Source organism: Streptomyces sp. NPDC001530 (assembly GCF_042894545.1).
Taxonomy (GTDB): Bacteria; Actinomycetota; Actinomycetes; order Streptomycetales; family Streptomycetaceae; genus Streptomyces.
Genome location: NZ_JBIAVS010000020.1, coordinates 55,904 through 70,824 on the forward strand (window position 1 = coordinate 55,904; position 14,921 = coordinate 70,824).

Below are 14,921 nucleotides of genomic sequence, written 5' to 3' on the forward strand. Positions count from 1 at the left end.
CACAGAAACATGGCACAGCAAGTGAACACCACCCGCAGAGGACTGCTCTTCGGCACCGCCGCCGTGTCGGCCGGCGCGCTGCTGACCGCGTGTACCTCCAACGAATCCAGCGGCTCCAAGGGCGGCGCTGCCGAACAGGCCCGCCTGGCCGACGACAAGGCCGGCAAGCACGTCACCATCGGCTTCGCGGGCCCGCAGGCCGACCACGGCTGGCTCAACGCCATCAACGTCAACGCTCGCGAACGCGCCAAGAAGTACAAGGACGTCACGCTGGAGATCACCGAGGGCTCGAACGACACGGCCACGCAGATCGGCCAGATCGAGACCCTCATCAACAAAAAGGTCGACGTCCTGGTGATCCTGCCCGCCGACGGCAAGGCGCTCACCCAGGTCGGTCTCCAGGCCATACGCGCGGGCATCCCCGTCGTCAATCTGGACCGGATCTTCGACTCCCCGCAGGCGTACCGGTGCTGGCTCGGCGGCGACAACTACGGCATGGGCCTCAACGCCGGCCACTACATCGGCGAGAAGCTCGAGGGCAAGAAGAACGCCCGCATCGTCGAACTCGCCGGACTCGACAGCCTCGAGCTGACCAAGCAGCGCACCCAGGGATTCGACGACGCCCTGAAGAACTACCCCAACATCAAGAAGGTCGCCCGCCAGGCCGCCGAGTTCACCGTCGAGTCCGGCCAGTCCAAGATGGCGGCCCTGCTCCAGGCCAACAAGCAGATCGACGCCCTGTGGAACCACGACGACGACCAGGGCGTCGGCGCCCTGCGCGCCATCGAGCAGGCCGGGCGGGTCGACTTCTTCATGGTCGGCGGCGCGGGAGCACTCTCCGCCTTCCAGGCGATCAAGGCCGACAGCAGTGTCCTCAAGGCGACCGTCCTCTACCCGCCGACCATGGCCGCCTCGGCCATCGACCTGGCAAGGGCGCTCGGACAGGGCAAGGGAATCGGCGGCATGGCCGAGTTCGAGATCCCCTCATCCATCACCCTCTACTCGGCCGTCGTCGACAAGGAAAACGTCGACCGCTACATGCCGACCGGGTTCAACTAGATCGCTCCGAGGACTCACACCCATCGTCGCCGAGGTTCGGGGCCGGTGCGCCGCACCGCGCCCGCCCCGACCGCGTCAAGGAGAACTCGCGCATATGGAATCCATCGTCGCCCGCAAGCCGCGACTCGGGATCGGCATGGTCGGCTACGCCTTCATGGGTGCCGTCCACTCGCAGGGCTGGCGCACGGCCGGCCGCGTCTTCGACTTGCCGTTCGAGCCGCATCTGACCGCGGTGTGCGGCCGAAACCGGCAGGCGGCTCGCGCCGCCGCGGACAAGCTGGGCTGGGCAGCCGCCGAGACCGACTGGCGGGACCTGATCGCACGCGACGACATCGACCTCGTCGACATCTGCACCCCGGGCGAGAGCCATGCGGAGATCGCCATCGCCGCGCTCGACGCCGGCAAGCACGTGCTGTGTGAGAAACCGCTGGCCAATACGGTCGAGGAGGCCGAGGCCATGGTCGCCGCGGCGGCACGCAACCCGGGCCGGATCGCCATGGTCGGATTCAACTACCGCCGTACACCCGCTCTCTCCCTGGCCCAGAGCATGATCGCGGTCGGCAGGCTCGGTGCTCTCCGGCACGTCCGCCTCACTTATCTCCAGGACTGGCTCGTCGACCCCGACTTCCCCCTCACCTGGCGTCTGAGGCGCGAGACAGCCGGGTCCGGCGCCCTGGGCGATCTGGGCTCGCACATCGTCGACCTCGCCCAGTTCCTGGTAGGCGAGCCGCTCGCCGGCGTCGCCGCACTGATCGAGACCTTCATCCCCGAGCGCCCCGTCCTGGCCGGCGCATCAGCGGGACTCACCACCTCCGCAGGAGGCGGCAACCGCGGCCAGGTCACCGTCGACGACGCCGCCCTCTTCACCGGCCGCTTCCCGTCCGGCACGCTCGCCTCCTTCGAAGCCACCCGCTTCGCCCACGGCCGCAAAAACGCACTGCGGGTCGAGGTCAACGGCGAGCTCGGCTCTCTCCTCTTCGACCTGGAGCGCCTCAACGAACTTCACTTCTTCGACGGCACCGCGCCCGTAGCCGAAGCCGGCTTTCGCCGCATCCTGGTGACCGAACCCGACCACCCCTACCTCGCAGGCTGGTGGCCCCCTGGCCACGGACTCGGCTACGAGCACACGTTCGTCCACCAGGCCCGCGACCTTGTTCAGGCCGTCGGCGACGGCACCCAGCCCTCACCGTCCTTCGCCGACGGGCTGCAAGTGCAGCGGGTGCTCACCGCTGTCGAGGAGAGCGCTTCCAAGGACAGCGTCTACACCCCTGTCTCCCCTTCCAAAGATGGAGAAGGACGTGCATCATGACCCACCGTTTCACCCTCTTTAGAGCTCTCCGTCGAAGAGGAAGATCAGAGACGTTGTGCTGTAGTAGTTGAGAGTGATCCCGATCGTCGGGGAGTGCGCTCCGTCCGCCAAATTCCACTCGTTGAGGCCAAGGCGTCTGCTGTTGTCGCCGATGGGGTTGAGGACCATGTCGCCGTTGTCCTGCGAGGCGCTGTAGTCCCACCATTGGCCGCGCGTGTCCTTACCGCAGTCGAGCTGTCGTACGACGGCGCCGTCGGGGAGCTGTTCGGGATATGTCAGGCACATCTTGCTCGCCGGGTTGCGGAGCTGCAGTCGGCCGACCTCATTGCGTACCAGTTCCCAAGTCTGACTGGCAGAGCCGTTGCAGGCGGCTTCGCGGGGCTGGGCTCCGAAGGCGCCGGTCGTCTCCATGCACAGGCCCGTGGACTTGATGCGCAGCCGGGTGGCGCCGTCCGCTTTCGGAAGCGTCGGCGTCGGCGTCCGGGACGGGGTCGGGACTGGAGTTGGGGTGTGGACTGGCCGGGTGACGCCGGGTGTTGGGCTCGAGGGTGACGGAGTGGACCGTGAGGGCTCGGGGGCGGTGGTGAGAGTCGGCGTGGGGGCGGGTGGCGCTGTCCGGAGGTCGTTTCCGTTGTCGCGGAGGAGCAGGAAGCCCCCTACGGCCGCCACTGCCGTGATTCCCGCCGCCACACTCGCGCCCAGCGGGTTCACTTTGACCTTCGGCAGGTGTGCCCCGGCGCTCCCCGCGCCGCTGGCCGCCGTTCCCGCCCCCGCCAGCCGGGAGGCGAGGTAGGCGGGGGCCGCCCACAGCAGCAGCGCGCCGGGCAGGACCAGACGCATGCGCTCATTGAGGTCGGTCAGTTCCAACATGGCGTGGGAGCAGCGGCCGCATCCGTCGAGGTGTCTGGCCAGATCCTTGTTGAGGCGCCGGCCGGGACGGCGTATCGCGGCCGCGAGGAGACGGCTGAAGTGCCGGCACTCTGGCTGGTCCGCGGTTTCGACGTACTCGATGTGCGCCGTGAGGTAAGCCTCACGCAGGCCCTCGCGTGCGCGGGCGGCCAGCGAACCGACGCCGCTGGGGCTGATGCCGAGTAGCGCACCGACCTGCTCAGCCGACTCGCCCTCGACGACGGTGTGCCACAGCACCGCCCTCCAGCGCTCCGGCAGGGAGCGGAAGCCACGGACGATCAAGGCGTCGTCCTCCTGACGGAGCACGTACTCCTCGCCGCCCTTCTCTGTAGGGGCGGTCTCCAGCCAGCGTTCGAAATCCGGTGACAGGTCGGTGCGACGAGCGGTGCTCGCCCAGTCAGCGGCGGTTCGGCGGACCACTGACAAGAGATACGGGCGCCACGCGAACTCGGGCCCCTGTCCGGCCCGTACCGCCTGCAGAGTGCGGGCGAAAGCCTCCGACGCCAGGTCCTCGGCGGTGTGTGTATCCCGGCAACAGGTCCTCGCGTAGGCGAGGACGGAGGGGCGGTGTCGGCGGTACAGCTCCTCCAGGGCCTGGTCCGCGCTGTTGCTGTGCAGCCCTGACGCCCGGACGGCGCGGGTCAGTTCGGCGTCAGATGCCGGCATAGGTGCGTCCCCCGGTGTTCGTTGGTCGTGTTGCGGGAGACAGTGTGGTGCCAGCAACAGGCCTTTGGAAAAGGTTATCGTGAAATAGGATCTTTTGTCGTGATCCTTGTTATCCGAAGCTCAGGGTGAAGAGCGAGACACAAGGTCCTGCATCGGTGCAGGTGACATCGATGTGCAGGGTGTGGACCCCGGTGTAGTCCTCGGCAAGGAAGATCTCGACGGTGCGTGGCTCGGGCGAAGCGCGGACCGCCAGAGTTGAGGAGGGGGTGGCCGCGTCATCGAAGCGAAGGCTGAGGTGGGTGTCAGGAGCGCTGGGCATGGCGGCCAGTTGAAGTCTGGCCAGCTTCTTCGGCGTTTCACCGAAGTCAATGTTGTCGAAGCGTAGTTGGCTGCCCGCCTGCAGAACCACGGAGCCATCGGCCACCGGGATCGCGCCCTGCTGCAGCGTGTACCCGTCGGCCCGTATTTGCTGGGTGGCATCCAGGCGTCGAGGCTCTGCGCTGGGTCGGCCGGCCTGTGGGACCGAAGTTGGTGAAGTCGTGGTCTTGATCTGATTGGTCGGCGATGGCGTGGGCGGGGAAGACCCCGGGGTACGCGTCAGGGGCGTCGGCTTACGTGCTTCGCTCCGGCCATGGGGAGTTCCGGTCGTGCCGTGGGTCGCGGCCGGGTCGGAGGCCGACGTCACCCCATCCGCGCGCTCTTCGGCGGGCGGACGTGTCAGCGCGTCGTATGACGCGATCGCCAGGCATGTTCCCACGGTCGCCGTGGCCAGGCGCATGGCGAACGGCCGGGCGATGTACGGGGTGGGACGGGACGTGCGGCGGCGCTCGGGCGGCGGCCCGGATCGCACTGCCTCGCGAAGGAATGCGGGCCGTTGGACTGGGGTCAGCAGGATTGTGCGGAGAGCGTGATACACCGGTCCGGGCCACCAGCCGAGAAGGAGTGGCGGGAGCTGGGCGCGAAGTTGGCCGTCGAGGTCGGAGAGGTCCTCGTATGCCTCGCGGCACACCGTGCAGTCCGCCAAGTGGTCCGCGACGTGCGCGCGGGCTCGCGTCGGCTCAGGGTCCTGCCCCGTTGATTCACTCTCGACCGAGGCGGCGAGGAGGGGGACGTACATGGTGCACTCGGTCGACGGGGCGACCGTCTGTTGGTGGAGCGTGAGGTAGTTGTCGTGCAGGTTCGCCCGCGCCCGGCCGGTGAGGGGTCCGTACTGCTCGCGTCTCATGCCCAGGCAGGCGATCGTCGTCGCCCTGCCCTCCCTCTCCACGATGCTGTGCCACAGCGAGGTCTGCCGGCGCTCCGGCAACATGCGGTATGCCTGGGTCAGCCGAGAGCGCTGGGTGAGCGACCAGGTGCCGCCGGTCGAGGCCCAGTGGCGGAAGTACGCATCGAACGGCCCGTCCGGCTGGTACGCCCACTCCCGTAGAGCCAGGTTGCGGGCGGTGGTCAGCAGATGGAGCCGCCAGGACCCGGCGGGAAAGGCGCCGCGGGTGGTTGCGTCGAAGACGTGCGAGAAGGTCCGCTCAACCAGATCGTCGGAAAGTCGGGGTCGTGGGCGCAAGTGCGCACATACGCGGTGACGGCACCCCAATGACGGACCACAATGGTCTGAAAGGCGCGTGCGTAGCCCCGATGGACCAGTGTGGCAAGCTCTGCGTCACCTCGGGACATAGGGCGGGACCGGAAGCGCTCCAGTGCGAACTGGGACGGCTCGATCAATCGGTCGAGCAGGGCTGTCCCCGGTCGGGGCATCGGGCGGGCTCCTATCCGTGAAATGTGACGGGCAATCAGGGCATGTGCAGGGGCCGCTGCGGCGCTTGCGGGGGACATGGAAGGGGCACGCCGCCACCCACTGAGTCCTGCTTGTTCGTGAAACGTCCTGGCGCGGCTCCTCTCGTCGGTCCCGTAGCGACCTTCACCAGGGTTTGGAGCGGGGCCGGCCTGAAGAGTCCCGCCGCTTTGCCGAGGCTTTACATTTCGTGGTGTTCGACGCCGTGGTGGCGCCCCCAGTGGTTCGCTGTCACACCCGCATCCGACGTCGTCCGGCCCAGACGTCCTGCTGCACTGCTCGACCTCGCGCACATGAGGGACCGCATGCGAGCGCAGGCAGAGTCGGGGTTGCATTCCGTATGGATGTGCTGTGAGGGTGACCGACGTGGGTGTGGCGAATCAGGCGCTTGTGGCCGCCCCAACGCAGCCGTTTCGGCGGGAGCTGACCGCGGCGACGACCTGCAGCAAGCCCGCCGAGCCGGTCGCGACCCGGCTTGCCGACGCTGCCGGCCGCCAGTGCGTCGAGGCGACGCCTTCGGTGGCAGTGACGCCCGCCCTCCTCCGCCAGGACGGCGGCGCGCACGATGTCGGAGTCTCGCCCGGCGGGTCAGGACGCCGGGCGAGACGTGCGAAGGGCAAGGACGGCTGAGGTCACCGCGGCTTCCTGCCCGGGGCGTTGGTGCCCCGGCAGGACCCGCCGTCCGTGCAGCGGTGGGGTTGATCATGAACTCCAGCAGGCCCAGCTGCCGGGGGTGTTGATGTCGGCGGCCCTGGAGAAGGCACTCTGCACGTAGGGGTAGGTCTGCGTGCGGGCGTCATCCATGCTCATGGAGACGTGCTTGCCGTTGGGGGGCACACAATGCCAGTCGCCTGACGTGGCGCCGTCGAGGCTGACCCCGCCGGTGTTGCCGATCGACTTGCAGTAGCCGTTGAGGTCGAGCCCGCCCTTCTGCTGGTAGGCGGGGGCCTTGGTCAGGGTGACGGTGGTGCTCGTGGCTCCGCGATCCTCGGGCAGAGCGGCGGTAATGTCGGTGGCCGTCAAGCCGGGTGGCGACCACGCGTCATAGGTCGTGCGGATCGCGTTGCCTTGGATACGCAGCATGATCACAGTCCGATTTGGACCATCGATATCTGCCAGAGCGAAGGACTGCCCACCCGAGTGCAAAAAGCCTGATCGTCGAACAAATGCGTCCTCGAACCGGCGGCCTGAGCGTGGCGGGTTGGTTTCAGGGCGTGTTTCCGGGCGAGGCCACGCCACTTGCGCTGCCAGGGATTGGGCGTTCTTGGGCTCGGATCTTGGCGCTTCGCCAGGACATCCCGAGGAGGCTGCCCGGCAGACCCGTGTGGCGCTCGACGGGCTGAAACGCAGGCGGTGGCCGGGCACCGGGCAGGTGGTCGGTGGCCTTCGGCCTCAAAGACCGCCGAGGAACGCTCAGGCGGCCGTTACGCCGGCCTCAAGGACGGCCTCGGTGTCGACGACGACATCGACCATATTGCTGACGACGACTCCGCCCCGGCCGACCACATCGTTCCAACTCACCCCGAAGTCATGGCGATTGATGCGGGTGGTGGCCGTGAAGCCGGCGCGTCGCCTGGGGCCGAGATCTCGGCCGTCCTCCCACCAGGGGGTATCCCACTGTCCCAAGTAGGTGACGTCGAAGGCTACGGGATGGGTGACGCCCCGCACGGTGAGATCGCCAGTGACCTCGAATTCGGTTGCGCTGAGCTGATGAACGCGTGTCCCGATGAATGTCCACGTCGGGTGGTGCTCGACGTCGAAGAAATCGGCACTGCACAGATGGGCGTCACGCTCGGGCTGACCGGTGTACACCTGGGTCGCGTCGATGGTCGCCTCGACGCGGGCCTTCTCCGGTGCGTGGGGGTCGACCTCCAGCCAGCCGTGCACGTTCTTGAACTGTCCGCGCACGTAGGTGACCATCATGTGCCTGGCGCGGAACTCCGCGCCGGTATGGCCGGGCTCGAAGAACCATTTAGTCGTGGCCATGTCGGGCTCCCCTGGCGCAATCGCCCCTCGCGCGGTGAGTTGATCAGAGTCGCAGCATGCGGCGCCAAGGGCCGAGGGCAGTGGTCGCGGGTCCCCGGTGTTCGTTTATGCCCTCGGCGATGAGGGACATGCCGACGCCCAGCATCCAGACGTCCTTGGCCAGCGGGATTCCCTGCTCAGTGGGGCGCAGGCTGCCTTCCTGGCGCATGCCCGGCGTACGCAGGTAGAGCCCGAGAGTGCCGCAAGAGAATGCGGTGAGCGCAGCTCCGGCGACAGCGGCAGGGACGACCGGCAGGAGCAACGCGCCAGCAACGGCGATCTCCCCAGTGGAGAGCAGCCGGGCGAACTTCTGGGCGTCGAGCTTGCCCAGGAAGGGGTAGGTGGTGGTGGCGAACTGCTGGAGTTGCTCAGCGGTGGCCTGGTCCGCGTCGCGTTTCGACAGTCCGGAGTGGAGGAAAAACGCACCAACGGTGAGCCTGAGTGGCAGTTGCCGCGCTGCGGAACGCCATACCGATTCGGATGCCACGCCGAGCCTCCCAATCCTCACCCCCGCCTACCACCATGCCACTGGTCCGAACCATGTCAAACGGGGAGTAGTCGCTGCCGGTGGCGCGTATCCGGGCGGGTGGCAGCACCGCAATCGCGACTACTTACACCTCCCAGATCGCTCTTGCCGAGCACCCGGGTACCTCCGATGCACCCTGTCGGGTGGCGGAACAAGAGCTGTCCTGCACGACAAACGTGAGCATCACAGCTGGTAGTGACCGCGCTTGTCAGCGGCCTGCACCTTGGCGACAGCCCTGGCGATCGGACGCGAGCACGAGACTGAGCATCCGATCGCGGCGTGAGACATCCGTTCAGCGTCTCCACACCTCTGGCCCGCCTTCGTGCCACTCGATCAGACGCGACTCGGCCACATCCAGCTCGTCCCAGCCGGTCAAACCAGCGCTCTGCAGCAACACGGTGAGGTCGTGGAGGCTGTACGCGGTGCCGACGATCCGATCGTCGATACCCACCTTGCGGCCACCGGTTTCAGACGGCGGATAGACGATCACGCGGCGCTCGGACATGGCACCAGCCTCACCCGCGGCGGGTGGCCCCGTATCCCGGCCGAGCTACATGATCGCGGACAGCAGATGTCACGGATGATCTGTGCGGCATGATGCCACAGGGCGGCCGGGGCGCCGCGCGTACCGAGGGGTGGGGACATGGGCAGACGCCTGATGCTCGGATTCTGTACGGCTCTTGTGGCACTGAGTACGGCTGCCTGCAGCAGCGACGACGACAAATCGGCAAAAGCCGCGCCCCCACCCCGGAGTGCAGCAGCCGACAACGCGGGCAGCAGTCCGGCGCAAGAGTGCACGAAGACAGTCCTGGCCGCGGTCGCCGATAAGACGTGGGTGGACTCCGGCCAGGTGACGAACGACACGGAGAGCCAGGAACGCAACGAGCGGGGGAGGTCCTTCGCCGCCGCCTACCTGGGCACCCCGGAGATGGACATCTTCATGAGGGCCGGCAGCGATGCCGTCAATGCCATGAACGGTGGTTCCACCGTCACAGAGGCCATCGCAAGCACAACCGGGCGCATCACCGAGGAGTGCGCCGCCGTGTACCCGTGACCCCACCAAGATCAGTCTTGCCCAATTGGGCAAGACTGATCTTGGGATAGAGGTGTTCCGCTTCGGGCGACGCCGTAGCTCTCCGGGTAGGCCATTGGCCGCCGAACTTGTGAGAGATCAGCATTTGCCCATCTTGGCCTGGGAGATTGCTGGTTACAGTCGATTTGCGGGATCTACGTCTGGGTCATGTCGCCGAAGCGTGAACAGTGTCCCTGGAAAGCGACGGTGATGGGTCGCGGTGGGGGCCGTGGCGGTGTTTTGCCACGATCAGGTCGGCCTCGCTGGCGCGGGGAGGTTTTGCTGCTGCCTGGCCGCGTGACGGAGCCGCGGACCGGGCAGCAGCAGACGGGTTGGTGGCGATGATGGCTTCGGTGCGTCTTCGTCGAAGGCGCCGGCGGGGCGCGGCGACAGCCGCGCTGAGGCCGCAACGGCAGGGAGGCCATAAGGCATTGCCCTCCGCCGCCCGGTTCCAGGGCGCTGAATGCATCCTGAAAGCGCGCTGAATGCGCCCTGCCGCAACCTCTGCGGCATGACGACAACGACATCGCACTCACTCGCCATCGCGGCCAAGGGGCTGCGCAAGGCCTACGGGGACAAGACGGTCCTCGACGGCATCGACCTGGCGGTGCCGGAAGGCACGGTCTTCTCCCTGCTCGGCCCGAACGGCGCCGGCAAGACCACCGCCGTCAAGATCCTCTCCACCCTCATCACCGCGGACGCCGGCGACCTGCACGTCGGCGGCCACGACCTGGCCGCCGACGCGCAGACGGTGCGGGCCGCGATCGGTGTCACCGGGCAGTTCTCCGCCGTCGACGGGCTGATCACCGGCGAGGAGAACATGCTCCTCATGGCGGACCTGCACCACCTCTCCCGCAGCGAGGGCCGCCGTACCGCCGCCGAACTCCTTGAGCTCTTCGACCTGGTGGAGGCTGCGAAGAAGCCCGCCTCCACCTACTCCGGCGGCATGAAGCGCCGCCTCGACCTCGCCATGACGCTGGTCGGCGACCCGCGGATCATCTTCCTCGACGAGCCGACCACCGGCCTCGACCCGCGCAGCCGCCACAACACGTGGGCGATCATCCGCGAGCTGGTCTCCGGCGGCGTCACCGTCTTCCTCACCACCCAGATGCTGGAGGAGGCCGACGAGCTCGCCGACCGCATCGCGGTGCTGAACGACGGCAAGATCGCAGCCGAGGGCAGCCCGGACGAGCTGAAGCGGCTCATCCCGGGCGGGCACGTGCGGCTGCGGTTCGCCGACCCGTCCGCCTACCAGTCCGCCGCTGTCGCCCTGCGCGAGGTCACCCGGGACGACGAGGCGCTGGCGCTGCAGATCCCCAGCGACGGCACCCAGCGCGAGCTGCGCGCCATCCTCGACTGGCTGGACTCGGCCGACATCGAGGCGGACGAGCTGACCGTGCACACCCCCGACCTCGACGACGTGTTCTTCGCTCTGACCGGCTCCACCAACGTCCCCAACCAGCCCAAGGAGACTGTCCGATGAGCGCCCTCTCCCTCGCCGTCCGCGACTCGAACACGATGCTGCGCCGCAACCTGCTGCACGCGCGGCGCTACCCGTCCATGACCCTGAACCTGCTGCTCACGCCGATCATGCTGCTGCTGCTCTTCGTCTACATCTTCGGAGACGTGATGAGCGCGGGCATCGGTGGCGGCGGCGCCGACCGCTCCGACTACATCGCCTATATCGTCCCGGGCCTCCTGATGATGACGATCGGCAGCACCGTGATCGGGGCCGCGATCTCCGTCTCCATGGACATGACCGAGGGCCTCATCGCCCGCTTCCGCACGATGGCGGTCTACCGCGGGTCGGTGCTCATCGGACACGTCGTTGGCAGCGTGCTGCAGGTGCTCGCCAGCCTGGTCCTCGTCAGTGCCGTCGCCGTGGCCATGGGCTTCCGCTCCACGGACGCCACGGCCCTGGAGTGGCTGGCGGCGTTCGGGCTGCTCGCGCTGTTCACCCTGGCGCTCACCTGGATCGCGGTCGGGATGGGCATGGCCAGCCCGAACCCCGAGGCGGCCAGCAACATGGCCATGCCGCTGATCCTCCTGCCGCTCATCTCGAGCGCCTTCATCCCGGCCGACACGATGCCGGGCTGGTTCCAGCCGATCGCCGAGTACCAGCCGTTCACGCCGGCCATCGAGACCCTGCGCGGCCTGCTGCTCGGCACCGAGATCGGCAACAACGGGTGGATCGCGATCGCCTGGTGCGTCGGCCTCACCGCGCTCGGCTACCGCTGGTCGACGGCGTTGTTCAACCGCGACCCGAAATGAGCGCGCGGGCTGCCTCCCGCAACTCGTCCCGCCCCAGGGCGGCGTACTCCGACACCGCGTCGGCGTACGCCGCCCTGGCAGCTTTCCCGGCGGCCCCGACCGCCTTCCGGGCCCGGTCCGCCGACATCGTCGGCTGGTAATCACGCAGCACCCGCAGCCGTTCGGCCAGCGCGATCATCCGTACGGCGGGATCGTCGCCGGAGGCGAGCCCCGCCATGCCAAGGGCGTGCAGCACTGTCCCGAGCACAGGGAGCTCCATGGGCGCGTGGGATGGACCGGAGAGCAGGGTCCGCAGCCCCTGCCGCAGCCGGTCGAGCTGCTCCGCGACCAGCCCGAGACGGCCTGCATGCGCGTGCGCCGTCACCGCCGCCGACTGGATCTGCAGCACCCACCGGTCGAGGAAGGGATCGCCGCTGTACATCGAGCCCGCCTCGGCCACTGCCACCACGGCGCTGCGCCACAAGCCGAGCCCGACCTCCGTCAGTCCGCGGGCGAGCGCGATCTCGGCGCGGCCGCCGAGGTCGGCGCTGTCGGAGTCGTCCTTCTGCGGGTTGTTGACGTCCTCCGCCTGCCGCAGCCAGTACTCGGCCTCGTCGGGGTCGCCGCACTGCAGGCAGGCGAGGACGAGGCCCCAGCGGACGCCGATGGAGTCGTGCTCGTCGCCGAGGCGCGGCAGTGCCTCGAGCGCAGCCTTGAAGTGCTCGTACGCGGCCTCGCCCTGCTCCGTCTGCAAGCACAACTGGCTCAGCCGGGAGTGGCCTATGACCTGCAGGAACGGGTTGTCGACCGGCGCCAGTGCGGTGATGGTCCGGCGAGCCGAAGCGAGCGCGCGGTCGATGTCGTGCTCGTACTCCCAGACGTAGGTGGCGACGCACTCGGCGACGCCGGCGAGCAGCGGCTGCTCGCTGTCGCAGAGCTTTTGCAGCACGCCGTAGTCGGGAGGCAGCATCTCGGGGACCGCGCTCAGCACTGCCGCGACGGCGCGCAGCAGCGTGTCCGGCGGGGCCGGGGGCAGCCGCCGGAGGGTGACGAGCTGGCGTACGACGTGCGGGCCGTAGCCCATGAAAAGGCTCGCCGTGCACAACACCGCGGCGGCGCGGGCGACTTCGACGTATTCGGGCTCGGGGTGGTAGTGCGACAGCGGCGGGCCGGTGTCCGTGGCGAGGGCGGCGAGGCGGAGGTAGTTGGAGCCGGTGGACCACAGGGCGGCGAGGACGGCGGTGAGGGCGGCGGTGGTGGGGCCGTCCGTACCGGCCAGGGCGTGTCGCAGGGCCAGCACGAGGTTGTCCTGCTCGGCCTTGATCCGCTCCCTGGCGGCAATGGGGTCTCCCCTGCTCGAGCGAAGCCGAGAGCTTGGGGAAGGTTCCGAGCGGAAGAGCCAGTCGTGGTACGAGACCCCGAAGTCCCGCGCCCAGGCGAGGAACCGGCCGACGGCCTCGTCGTCCTCGCCCGCCTCCGCACGCCGGGCCGCGCTGAACTCCCGTACGGTCTCCAGCATCCGGAACCGCACGCCGACCGGGGTGTCGGCGACGGTGAGGAGCGACTGATCGGCCAACTGCTCCAGCAGAAGCAGCGCATCCTCGCCGAGCACCTGCTCCGCCGCCTCGCCGGAGAAGCCGCCGGGGAAGACGGACAACATGCGCAGCGCCGCCCGGGCGTCATCCGCGAGCAGGTTCCAGCTCCACTCCACGACCGCGTACAGCGTGCGGTGGCGCTCCGGCACGCCCCGCACCCCGCCGCGCAGCAGCGCGAACCGGTCGCCGAGGCGGCGGGCGATCTCCGGCACCGAAAGCACCCGCACCCGCGCCGCGGCCAGTTCCACGGCGAGCGGCAGCCCGTCGAGGTGGCGGCACAGCTCGGCCACCGCGTCCGGCGGCAGCTGCACGCCGGGCCGGGCGGCCCGGGCCCGCTGGGTGAACAGCTCGATGGAGGTGTCGAGACCGAGCTCCGGCAGCGCGTACACCGCCTCCGATGTCAGGCCGAGGGGGGCCCGGCTGGTGACGAGCACCCGCAGGTCCTTCGAGGACGAGACCAGGGCCTGCACAAGGTCGGCGGCGCCCGGGACGACCTGCTCGCAGTTGTCCAGGACCAGCAGCGCGGACCCGGAGCCGAGCACGCCGAGGATGCCGGACACCGGGTCGTGGCCGCTCACAGCACCGGGCCGCCCCTCGCCCGCGCCGAGCGCGGAGGCCACCTCCGCGGCCACGTCCTCGTCCGCTGTGACGCCGGCGAGCGGCACGAAATACACCACGCGCTGCTCGGCCCGGCGGCTGACGGCGTGCGCGAGCCGGGTCTTGCCGAGGCCGCCGGGGCCGACGACGGTGACGGCGCGGGAGGCGCGCAGCAGCCGCCCCACCGCCGCAATGTCCTCGTCCCGGCCGAGGAGCTGATTCGGCTCGTGCGGTACGCCGTGCCTGACCGCAGGTGCCTCGCCGCGCAGCAGCTCCTGCTGTACGGCCTTGAGCCCGGCGCCCGGATCCGTGCCGAGCGTCTCGCGCAGCTCACGGCGGTACGCCTCGTACCGCATCAGCGCGGCGGACGGGCCCGCCGTCGCCGCCTCGCCGCGCAGCAGCTCGGCGAGCACTTCCTCGTCGCGCGGATGCTCCGAGGCGGCCACGGCCAGCGGCCCGGCCGCCTCCGCGTGTCGTCCGAGGCGGGCGAGCGCGAGCGCCTGCGCGCGTACGAGCGTGCCGCGGACGGGGGCGCGCTCGGTGCGCAACGCGGCTACGGGGTCGTCGGTGTCGCCGGCCCCGTCAGGAGTGCCCTCCCACAGCGCGAGCCCGGCCTCGGCCGCAGCCAGCGATCCCGCGTGGTCCCCCGCCCTGGCCCGGTCCGCGCTGGTGGCGGCATGCAGCAGCAGGGCGGAGCTGTCGACCCGGTCCTCGGCGAGTGTGAGCCGGTATCCCGTCGGCGTGCTGACGAGGACGTCGGAGTCCAACTGCGCCCGCGCCCTGGACACGAGGACCTGCACCGCCTTTCCCGGCCGCTCCGGCAACTCGTCCGGCCACAGCCCTGCCACAAGCCGCTCGGTGCTGCAGCCCGTGCGCAAGTCGCCCGCGAGCAGCGCGAGGAGACCGCGGAGCCGGGGCGCGGTGATCTCCTGTCCGCGATAGGCGACACGCGGCAGCAGGGTCAGATCGGTGGTCACCCGTGCAGACTAGCCAAGGCCCGGCCGCCGGAACTCCCGCCGCGGGCCGAACTCCCGCTGCGCGGGCGGCTGCCGCAGCCGCGCCGACCGTTCCTGCACCCGCGCCAACCCATTCCGCCGCCGTGTCCGCAGCCCGTGCCGCCGCGC

Annotated in this window: 13 protein-coding genes; 6 read left to right on the top strand and 7 right to left on the bottom strand. The window is 69.3% G+C overall.

Features of this window, described 5'->3' with window-relative positions:
* The first annotated feature begins 9 nt into the window (after positions 1-9).
* Together ACFY0T_RS35555 and ACFY0T_RS35560 are read left to right on the top strand one after the other, a co-directional pair.
* The gene (locus tag ACFY0T_RS35555; RefSeq protein ID WP_388880230.1) at positions 10-1,059 is read left to right on the top strand and encodes a substrate-binding domain-containing protein; all 1,050 of its coding nucleotides are present in this window, start codon (positions 10-12) and stop codon (positions 1,057-1,059) included.
* A gap of 94 nt (positions 1,060-1,153) precedes the next feature.
* Positions 1,154-2,368 carry a Gfo/Idh/MocA family protein gene (locus ACFY0T_RS35560; protein ID WP_388880233.1) on the top strand — a complete coding sequence of 405 codons (1,215 nt, stop codon included), beginning with the start codon at positions 1,154-1,156 and terminating at the stop codon, positions 2,366-2,368.
* Positions 2,369-2,386: 18 nt separating this feature from the next.
* Here the strand turns inward: ACFY0T_RS35560 and ACFY0T_RS35565 are convergent, their stop codons facing one another.
* Positions 2,387-3,943, bottom strand: coding sequence for a sigma-70 family RNA polymerase sigma factor (locus tag ACFY0T_RS35565; RefSeq protein ID WP_388880236.1), 1,557 nt, complete (start codon positions 3,941-3,943; stop codon positions 2,387-2,389).
* Positions 3,944-4,052: 109 nt separating this feature from the next.
* Entirely contained in the window at positions 4,053-5,504 is a 1,452-nt protein-coding gene (locus tag ACFY0T_RS35570) for a hypothetical protein (protein ID WP_388880239.1), read from the bottom strand.
* A gap of 585 nt (positions 5,505-6,089) precedes the next feature.
* Between ACFY0T_RS35570 and ACFY0T_RS35575 the strand changes: the two genes are divergently transcribed.
* The gene (locus ACFY0T_RS35575) at positions 6,090-6,362 is read left to right on the top strand and encodes a hypothetical protein (RefSeq protein ID WP_388880242.1); all 273 of its coding nucleotides are present in this window, start codon (positions 6,090-6,092) and stop codon (positions 6,360-6,362) included.
* Positions 6,363-6,434: 72 nt separating this feature from the next.
* Here the strand turns inward: ACFY0T_RS35575 and ACFY0T_RS35580 are convergent, their stop codons facing one another.
* The 4 genes from ACFY0T_RS35580 to ACFY0T_RS35595 all read right to left on the bottom strand — a co-directional run bounded on the left by ACFY0T_RS35580 (position 6,435) and on the right by ACFY0T_RS35595 (position 8,788).
* Positions 6,435-6,815: a hypothetical protein gene (locus ACFY0T_RS35580; RefSeq protein ID WP_388880245.1), complete on the bottom strand. Its 381-nt coding sequence runs from the start codon at positions 6,813-6,815 to the stop codon at positions 6,435-6,437.
* Positions 6,816-7,145: 330 nt separating this feature from the next.
* Positions 7,146-7,718, bottom strand: coding sequence for a YceI family protein (locus ACFY0T_RS35585; protein ID WP_388880248.1), 573 nt, complete (start codon positions 7,716-7,718; stop codon positions 7,146-7,148).
* Positions 7,719-7,761: 43 nt separating this feature from the next.
* Positions 7,762-8,244 (bottom strand): MauE/DoxX family redox-associated membrane protein, encoded by a 483-nt coding sequence (locus tag ACFY0T_RS35590; protein ID WP_388880251.1) that lies wholly within the window; start codon positions 8,242-8,244, stop codon positions 7,762-7,764.
* A gap of 331 nt (positions 8,245-8,575) precedes the next feature.
* Positions 8,576-8,788, bottom strand: a complete 213-nt coding sequence (locus ACFY0T_RS35595; RefSeq protein ID WP_388880254.1) for a hypothetical protein — start codon at positions 8,786-8,788, stop codon at positions 8,576-8,578.
* 138 nt (positions 8,789-8,926) lie between these two features.
* Between ACFY0T_RS35595 and ACFY0T_RS35600 the strand changes: the two genes are divergently transcribed.
* From ACFY0T_RS35600 to ACFY0T_RS35610, 3 genes are all read left to right on the top strand, one after another.
* On the top strand, positions 8,927-9,337 hold the full coding sequence (locus ACFY0T_RS35600) for a hypothetical protein (protein WP_388880257.1): 411 nt from the start codon (positions 8,927-8,929) through the stop codon (positions 9,335-9,337).
* A 529-nt stretch (positions 9,338-9,866) separates the two neighbouring features.
* Positions 9,867-10,838: an ATP-binding cassette domain-containing protein gene (locus ACFY0T_RS35605; protein WP_388880260.1), complete on the top strand. Its 972-nt coding sequence runs from the start codon at positions 9,867-9,869 to the stop codon at positions 10,836-10,838.
* Positions 10,835-11,626 (top strand): ABC transporter permease, encoded by a 792-nt coding sequence (locus ACFY0T_RS35610; protein ID WP_388880263.1) that lies wholly within the window; start codon positions 10,835-10,837, stop codon positions 11,624-11,626. Before ACFY0T_RS35605 ends, ACFY0T_RS35610 begins: the two co-directional genes overlap by 4 nt.
* Here ACFY0T_RS35610 and ACFY0T_RS35615 read toward each other — a convergent pair.
* Positions 11,607-14,774, bottom strand: coding sequence for an ATP-binding protein (locus ACFY0T_RS35615; protein WP_388880266.1), 3,168 nt, complete (start codon positions 14,772-14,774; stop codon positions 11,607-11,609). The genes ACFY0T_RS35610 and ACFY0T_RS35615 overlap by 20 nt on opposite strands.
* Positions 14,775-14,921 lie beyond the last annotated feature (147 nt).

Excerpts from the sequence above, each read along its gene's own strand:
- ACFY0T_RS35555 (WP_388880230.1), top strand. The coding sequence starts at position 10 with ATGGCACAGCAAGTGAACACCACCCGCAGAGGACTGCTCTTCGGCACC.
- ACFY0T_RS35560 (WP_388880233.1), top strand. The coding sequence starts at position 1,154 with ATGGAATCCATCGTCGCCCGCAAGCCGCGACTCGGGATCGGCATGGTC.
- ACFY0T_RS35565 (WP_388880236.1), bottom strand. The coding sequence starts at position 3,943 with ATGCCGGCATCTGACGCCGAACTGACCCGCGCCGTCCGGGCGTCAGGG.
- ACFY0T_RS35580 (WP_388880245.1), bottom strand. The coding sequence starts at position 6,815 with ATGCTGCGTATCCAAGGCAACGCGATCCGCACGACCTATGACGCGTGG.
- ACFY0T_RS35585 (WP_388880248.1), bottom strand. The coding sequence starts at position 7,718 with ATGGCCACGACTAAATGGTTCTTCGAGCCCGGCCATACCGGCGCGGAG.
- ACFY0T_RS35595 (WP_388880254.1), bottom strand. The coding sequence starts at position 8,788 with ATGTCCGAGCGCCGCGTGATCGTCTATCCGCCGTCTGAAACCGGTGGC.
- ACFY0T_RS35600 (WP_388880257.1), top strand. The coding sequence starts at position 8,927 with ATGGGCAGACGCCTGATGCTCGGATTCTGTACGGCTCTTGTGGCACTG.
- ACFY0T_RS35605 (WP_388880260.1), top strand. The coding sequence starts at position 9,867 with ATGACGACAACGACATCGCACTCACTCGCCATCGCGGCCAAGGGGCTG.
- ACFY0T_RS35610 (WP_388880263.1), top strand. The coding sequence starts at position 10,835 with ATGAGCGCCCTCTCCCTCGCCGTCCGCGACTCGAACACGATGCTGCGC.